The organism is Verrucomicrobiota bacterium (assembly GCA_027622555.1).
GTDB lineage: Bacteria > Verrucomicrobiota > Verrucomicrobiia > Opitutales > UBA2995 > UBA2995.
In genome coordinates, this window is record JAQBYJ010000038.1 from 37,474 (window position 1) to 44,521 (window position 7,048).

General features: G+C 47.8%; 6 protein-coding genes. 3 read left to right on the forward strand and 3 right to left on the reverse strand.

All coding sequences use genetic code 11. The annotated features are described in order from the left end of the window. Positions 1 to 24: 24 nt before the first annotated feature. Positions 25 to 849 carry a carbon-nitrogen hydrolase family protein gene (locus tag O3C43_11850; GenBank protein MDA1067185.1) on the reverse strand — a complete coding sequence of 275 codons (825 nt, stop codon included), beginning with the start codon at positions 847 to 849 and terminating at the stop codon, positions 25 to 27. 274 nt (positions 850 to 1,123) lie between these two features. On the opposite strand from O3C43_11850, the gene O3C43_11855 reads away from it, so the two are divergent. From O3C43_11855 to O3C43_11865, 3 genes are all read left to right on the forward strand, one after another. Then, positions 1,124 to 2,389 (forward strand): serine hydrolase, encoded by a 1,266-nt coding sequence (locus O3C43_11855; GenBank protein ID MDA1067186.1) that lies wholly within the window; start codon positions 1,124 to 1,126, stop codon positions 2,387 to 2,389. Between the two features lie 73 nt (positions 2,390 to 2,462). Then, positions 2,463 to 3,098 carry a hypothetical protein gene (locus tag O3C43_11860; protein ID MDA1067187.1) on the forward strand — a complete coding sequence of 212 codons (636 nt, stop codon included), beginning with the start codon at positions 2,463 to 2,465 and terminating at the stop codon, positions 3,096 to 3,098. Positions 3,099 to 3,193: 95 nt separating this feature from the next. Then, on the forward strand, positions 3,194 to 6,634 hold the full coding sequence (locus tag O3C43_11865; protein MDA1067188.1) for a pyruvate carboxylase: 3,441 nt from the start codon (positions 3,194 to 3,196) through the stop codon (positions 6,632 to 6,634). A gap of 36 nt (positions 6,635 to 6,670) precedes the next feature. Here the strand turns inward: O3C43_11865 and O3C43_11870 are convergent, their stop codons facing one another. Together O3C43_11870 and O3C43_11875 are read right to left on the reverse strand one after the other, a co-directional pair. Continuing rightward, complete coding sequence (locus O3C43_11870) at positions 6,671 to 6,862, reverse strand: hypothetical protein (GenBank protein MDA1067189.1); 192 nt, start codon at positions 6,860 to 6,862, stop codon at positions 6,671 to 6,673. Next, on the reverse strand, positions 6,859 to 7,048 hold a 190-nt coding region (locus O3C43_11875; protein MDA1067190.1), incomplete at its 5' end, for a hypothetical protein. The genes O3C43_11875 and O3C43_11870, both read right to left, overlap by 4 nt.

Here is a 7,048-nt window from a genome sequence, read left to right on the forward strand (position 1 = left end):
TCATTATTTTCAATTCGAAGTTAGCTACTTTTCTTTGAGCGGCATGTCCTTCTTAGTGAGTGGCAGAATTTGATAAATGATCTTTTCGCCAATGCCGGCCTCTTGAATGATCTCGCCTTGTGGTGTCACGAAACCGCTGTTTCCTCGAAGATCTTTTTCGTAAGATCCTTGAGCCAGGTTGGCTCCAACTCCGTAACAATTCGCTATCTGGCTTCCACGAACCACCTTTGTCCAGCCATGTGAGCTGTCTCCGTTTACGCCGATGAAAAGATCCATTTTGCGTTGGGCAATTCGCACATCCCAATCGGGACAGCTTTTGCAACCCAGTGAGTTGTCCATGTCTTTGCAGATGAGCATGCCAACTTGACCTAAAGGAGTGGTGAATGGTGTGGCATCGCCCATGGAGGATTCCCCTGGTTTGGTCCACTTCTTTTCATCATTGGATGGATTCATTTTTCTATGACGACCCAGAATCTCGCCGTGAGTATCAAAGAATAGCGCCGTATTATAAACAGCCTGGATCTGGTCCCCGGAAGGTTCTCTTAACCCCATAACCAACATGACTCCCAGTTCTTTGCTCAGTAAAGAAAACCTTGTGGTCAAGTTTTCGAATTCATTCGCGAGCTCAAGCATCGTTACGCCGTTTTGCTCCCATGGTGAGTAGCGGTAAAAGGCGGTCTCAGGCGTGACAACCAGATCAGCACCATTGTCTGCAGCCTCTCGCACAAAGGCTTCCATTCGATCAGCATCCACACCAACGGAATCTGGGTCCTGGATTGAATATTGTACAATAGCTACCTTTACTTCTGCATCCAAAGGAAGAGCTGCAATAAGTACTATTACCAACATCCTTTTCATTCTTGTATGCGGTACAATTGTTTCATCCCGAAAGTTTTATTCTGGAGTTCAATCATTTCTTGGCAACTGGCACTTTCATTGCAGCAAGAAAAAGTAAGTAGCTTACAGGTCCTATTAAAAAAGCTGTACTTTTCGAAAATCTGGCAAGGAAACCGACAAAAGTGGATATTGAAAATCATTCGAAACTTCCGAATATTGGAGTGTGTTGTTTGTTTGGTTTAATAAACGAACTTTCCGAATCGCCTTAAAAAAAACCACGCTTCTTATGAAAAGTCTCAGGTTCTTCTTTTCTTTCCTCCTAATAATTCTATCCAATCCAGCTTTCCCTGTGGTGGGCCAGGAGGAGTCAACGGCTGATCCATCAGATGCCACCCTTATAGATAAAGATAGCCGAGTGCGGGACGAAGAAACACCCGAGTCAGATACGCTCGAAAAGTTGCTGGTTGATCTGAAAGAAATTCTGGAAGAAGAGAAGGTTCCAGGGGCTGGGATAGGAATAGTCTCCAAGGATGAGGACATCTGGATAGGCGGCATGGGTTTGGCAGACCTGGAAAGTAGCCGTAAGGCTGATGAGGATACCCTGTTCCGTATCGGCAGCATCAGCAAAATGTTTGTCTCCCTTTCTATGCTGAAATTGCAGGAAGATGGGCTTTTGGATTTGCAAGATACCTTACTTGAACATGCACCTGACATTTCGTTCAAGAATCGTTGGAGTGAGACTCATCCTATTAAATTGGTTCACTTACTTGAGCATAGTACTGGTTTTGACGATTTACATTTCAATGAGTACGCATTGGCCGAACCGAACATTTCTTTAAAGGACGCTTATGCATTTAACCCTCGCTCAAGAAGCAGTCGCTGGAAGCCAGGCACTTTTGCTACTTACAGCAATGCAAATCCTCCGCTCGCAGCTTACGTACTTGAGAAAGTAACTGGTCAAACATTTGAAGATTTTGTTCAGGACGAATTATTCGATCCCTTGGGAATGTATACGGCGAGCTACTTTCTGACACCAGAAGTTGAAGAGTTGATCGCCACTGGTTATGAAGGAAGTAAGAAAAACCCGAAGCCGGTCGACTATTGGCACATTATCATGCGGCCGTCAGGTAGCATTAATGCGTCGGCTCGTGAAATGTCCCAATTGGTTCGAATGTATCTTAACCGCGGAGTCCATGAGGGTAAGCAAGTCTTATCAGCGGAAAGTATAGAGCGCATGGAAACACCGCTGACCACACTCGCCGCTCAAAATGGATTATACGACGGTTATGGACTTAATAATTACACCAAGACCAATAATGGTTTTGTTTGGCAGGGTCACAATGGAGGTATGATGGGTTTTGTCGCTGACCTGACCTATCAGCCTGAACTTGGAGTCGGCTTTGTGGTTATGATCAATAAAGCAAGCGGCGCCCTTGGGAAATTGAACAAGCGCATTTCTGATTATCTAATGGATGGGATCGAAAATCCAGAGCTCCCGGCTGATGTTGAATTGGACCAGGGAGATGTAGAGAAATTCTCCGGCTACTACTAGAAATCAGTTTTCTTTTGCGTTTGAGCGTCTTCCATTTTTTAGGATAACTGCTCGGGAAGGGCATTTTAAGGTAATGGGTATTCCCGGAGGTGGTCACGAGCTCACTCCGGTGGAAGGCGGCTTATATCGAGCTGGTAAGAAGTGGATGGCCACTGTGGTATTTTTTGAGAATGAGGATGGTAAGCGCTATTATCAGAATGGTGCTTTTGGTACCCGAGTTAAAGTGTCTGGATTCAGTGCATGGGGGCAATTTATTCTGGCAGTCTTGTGTGTGGTGCTGATGGTATCCTCCCTGGTTCTATTTCCCGTATACGGAATTGGAATGATGATTAGGAAATATACGAAAGTGCACGATAACAATATGCAGCAAAAAGTTGTGCAGAATTGGGGTGTGCGTTTGATTCCACCCATTGCAGTTGTGTTCCTTATCGTGAGTTTTGCGATCTTCGCGTTTATTGTAACGTCCAACCAACGTACGTTTGATCACTTCGGAAACATGACTATTCTCAGCTCATCTTTGTATTTGGTTGAATGGATATTTGTGGCCCTTGCTTTGACTGGTTTGTTTAAAGTGATCCAGGCCTACCGACACAACATCAGCATCCACCCGTTTGCGAAGATCTACTTATTATGTGTGAGTCTGGCTAGTACGATCTATGCCGGTTACACGCTCTATTGGAATCCATGGGTTCCAATGTGGATGTATTAAAGAAATTTTCGTGGCCTCAAGACGTGTCCTTATTGACACGCTTGGTCTTGGCTCCATTTTTACCGGTTCCACTTTTTTAAGATTATCACCTTTCCATGAAGAAGTTACTTGCTGCCAACCGTAGTGAAATCGCTGTCCGGATTTTTCGAAGTGCCACTGAATTGGGTTACCGGACGGTAGCTGTATACGCGAATGAGGACAGACTGGGTGTTCACCGGTTCAAAGCGGATGAGGCTTACCTGGTAGGCAAGGGCAAGGGGCCAGTCGCGGCTTATCTGGATGTGCCTGGTATCATTGATCTGGCTAAAAGCAAAAAGGTGGATCTCATCCATCCGGGCTATGGATTTCTCTCAGAAAATGCTGAATTTGCTGAGGCCTGTGAAGAAAACGGGATAACATTTGTGGGGCCCAGCTCAGATTTGTTACGCCGCATGGGTGACAAAATCGAGGCCCGCAAGATCGCCGATGAGGCAAATGTGCCAACCCTCCCAGGAACGCCTGATCCTATAAGTGATCCAGCCAAGGCCGCAAAACTAGCTAAGAAAATTGGTTTCCCACTCATCATCAAGGCTGCCTTTGGTGGCGGTGGCCGTGGAATGCGGATTGTTAAGGATCCGAAAAACCTGAAGTCCTTGCTTGAAGAAGCTCAAGGCGAAGCGGAAAGAGCATTTGGAAATTCGGCCGTATTTCTCGAACGCTACATCGGGCGAGCCAAGCACATCGAAGTTCAGATTCTGGGGGACAAGAAGGGCAACGTTGTCCATCTGCATGAACGCGATTGTTCTGTCCAGCGTCGGCACCAGAAAGTTATCGAGATCGCTCCTTCGGTAGGCCTTCCGGAAAAGGTTCGACATGAGCTGTGTGATGCAGCGGTTAAAATCGCAAAATCGATTGGCTACTACAGTGCAGGAACGGTGGAATTCCTCCTCGATCTAGACACGCACGAATGGTTTTTCATCGAAATGAACCCACGCATCCAGGTGGAGCATACGGTGACCGAAGTTATTACGGGAATCGATATTGTTCGCAGCCAGGTGTTGATTGCTCAAGGACATACGCTGTTTAGTCAGGAAGTAGGAATTCCTCAACAGGATGACATAGCACGAAACGGTTTTGCCATCCAGGCGCGGGTAACTACTGAGGATCCTGAGGAGAATTTTGCGCCGGATTATGGGAAAATAGTGAACTACCGAAGTGCTGCAGGATTTGGAATCCGTTTGGACGGAGCGATGGGTGATACCGGTTCTGTTATTACGCCTTTCTACGATTCTCTCTTGGTTAAGCTGACCGCTTCGGCTGGATCTTTTGAACTGGCAATACAACGGATGGACCGCGCCTTGCGCGAAATGCGTATTCGCGGTGTGAAGACCAATATTCCGTTTCTTGAAAACGTCATACACCATCAGTCATTCACTTCCGGTAAAGCGACGACTACTCTGATCGATACAACTCCCGAGTTGTTTAAATTCAAACGCCGTCGTGACCGAGCGACCAAACTTTTAAAACTGCTCGGCGAAACCATAGTTAACGGAAATTCCCAGGTCAAAGGTCGGCCGGTGCCGGCCATGGATCTTCCGGTCATCATTCCTAACTACGATCCCAAGGCGAAAAAACGAAAAGGTACTCGAGATTACTTACTACAGCACGGACCGGAAAAGTTCGCTGAGTGGACACGGAAGCAAAAACGCTTGCTAGTTACGGATACGACTTTGCGCGATGCGCACCAGTCCTTACTCGCGGCCCGGATGCGCAGCTATGACATGTTGGCAGTAGCAGACAGTATCTCTCAACGTGCTCACAATATTTACAGCTTGGAATGCTGGGGTGGGGCGACCTTCGACACCTGCATGCGTTTTCTGCAGGAGAATCCGTTTAAACGGTTGCGCGATCTTCGCGAACGGATTCCCAATATCTGTTTTCAAATGCTTTTGCGCGGAGCCAATGGAGTGGGCTATTCAAATTATCCGGACAACGTCATTCGTGGCTTTGTGAAACATTCCGCGGAATCCGGCATGGATATCTTCCGCGTGTTCGATTCGCTCAACTACTTGCCGAATCTTAAGGTGGCGATGGATGCCATTCGCAACGACACGAAATCAGTCTGTGAGGCAACCGTTTGCTATAGCGGCGACATTCTGGATAAGAGGCGCGACAAGTACACGCTCGATTACTACATCAAGATTGCCAAGGAGCTGGAATCGATGGGAGCTCATGTTCTGGCGCTTAAGGATATGTCAGGCCTCTGTCATCCCAGAGCTGCTTTTAAGCTGATAAAAGAACTTCGGTCAGAGATCGGCATTCCCGTCCACTTCCACACCCACGATTCAAGCGGAATTGCCTCCGCCTCTATTATTAAAGCCGCTGAAGCCGGCGTGGACGTAGTTGATCTTTCTATTTCTTCGATGTCTGGCCTAACCGCCCAGCCGAACCTCAACTCGATTGTGAATGCCATGCGCGGCGATTCGCGCGACACCAAATTGGACTTGGACTACCTCAACGAACTTTCCATTTACTGGGAAGCGGTCAGGCAATTTTACGAACCTTTCGACACCAGTCCCAAATTCGGAACTGCCGAAGTTTACAAACACGAAATGCCTGGTGGCCAATACACCAACTTGCGTGAACAAGCGCGAGCCCTGGGTCTCGGCGCTCGCTGGCCTGAAGTGGTTCGTTACTACGAAGAAGTAAACCAGATCCTGGGCGACATCGTTAAGGTAACACCCAGTAGTAAAGTGGTGGGCGACCTTTCCATGTTCCTACTAACCAAGGGTGTTGAGCCGGCTGACCTCGTAAACCTCGAGCCTGGAACCTCATTTCCTGAATCGGTCGTCGATATGCTTTCGGGTGGACTCGGCCAACCGACCGGAGGATGGCCCAAGAAAGTTCAGAAAGTCGTCCTTGGTGATCGCAAAGCATTTCGAGGTCGACCAGGTTCTCGGGCAGAGAAGGTGGACCTGGATGAAACTCGAAAAGAGGTTACTCAAATCACTCGACTTTCAAGCTGCAGTGACGACGAGCTTTACCAATACCTGATGTACCCACAGGTGTTTAAGGACTACGTAAAGCTCACTAAGGAATTAGGCGAAGCCGATGTAGTTCCAACGCCTACTTTCTTTTACGGATTGCAACCAGGTGAAGAAATTTCTGTCGAGATTGCTGAGGGAAAAACGCTCATCGTTAAACTCATTTACGTCAGTGATGCCGACGAAGACGGACAGCGTGTTTTGACCTTCGAACTTAATGGTCGCGCTCGCGAATGTGTAATTGCCGATAAGTCTGCGAAGACGGAAACCAAACGTCGTACCAAGGCCGATAGTGCCGACCTCAAACAAGTCGGTGCACCTATCCCAGCCATGGTCAGCAGTGTCACGGTTACTGTCGGTCATCAGGTTAAAAAAGGTGAGAAGCTTGCCATCCTTGAAGCGATGAAGATGCAGACAACTGTCTATGCCCAAGTCGACGGCATCGTCGATCAGATCGAAGTTCAAGTCGGTGATCAGGTGGAGAGTAAAGATTTGTTGGTCAAGTTGAGGTAGGTCTCAAGCTGGTCTAACCCTCAGAATTAACTGCTGTTAAAAGCGTTGAGTAGCACTTGAGGTGATTTCAATGTCTGGCGGTTTAATGGATTGGAAGCAACAGGCGGCGGAGTTGGAGCGATTGTTACCCGAGTGTGAGGTATCGTTGCAGTGGCGTGTCCGGGACCAGGTGAGCCGGCTGCTTCCTCCTCGTAATCCGAAATCGGTGGATAGAAATAACGGGGTCATATCTTCATTATTGACAGAATTCTTTCCTTTTTCTTCCACGCCTCGCCTTTTATCAACTCCAATCGTCCAACATACTGGCTCACCGATGCCGGTCGTCCCATCCCCAATCGATCGGCCAGCCAACCATTGCTGACTGAACTCCGCGCTTTCATCAAACTAGCCAAAATCACTTTGTCGGGAGCAGAC

Excerpts from the sequence above, each read along its gene's own strand:
- O3C43_11850 (MDA1067185.1), bottom strand. The coding sequence starts at position 849 with ATGTTGGTAATAGTACTTATTGCAGCTCTTCCTTTGGATGCAGAAGTA.
- O3C43_11855 (MDA1067186.1), top strand. The coding sequence starts at position 1,124 with ATGAAAAGTCTCAGGTTCTTCTTTTCTTTCCTCCTAATAATTCTATCC.
- O3C43_11860 (MDA1067187.1), top strand. The coding sequence starts at position 2,463 with ATGGGTATTCCCGGAGGTGGTCACGAGCTCACTCCGGTGGAAGGCGGC.
- O3C43_11865 (MDA1067188.1), top strand. The coding sequence starts at position 3,194 with ATGAAGAAGTTACTTGCTGCCAACCGTAGTGAAATCGCTGTCCGGATT.
- O3C43_11870 (MDA1067189.1), bottom strand. The coding sequence starts at position 6,862 with ATGACCCCGTTATTTCTATCCACCGATTTCGGATTACGAGGAGGAAGC.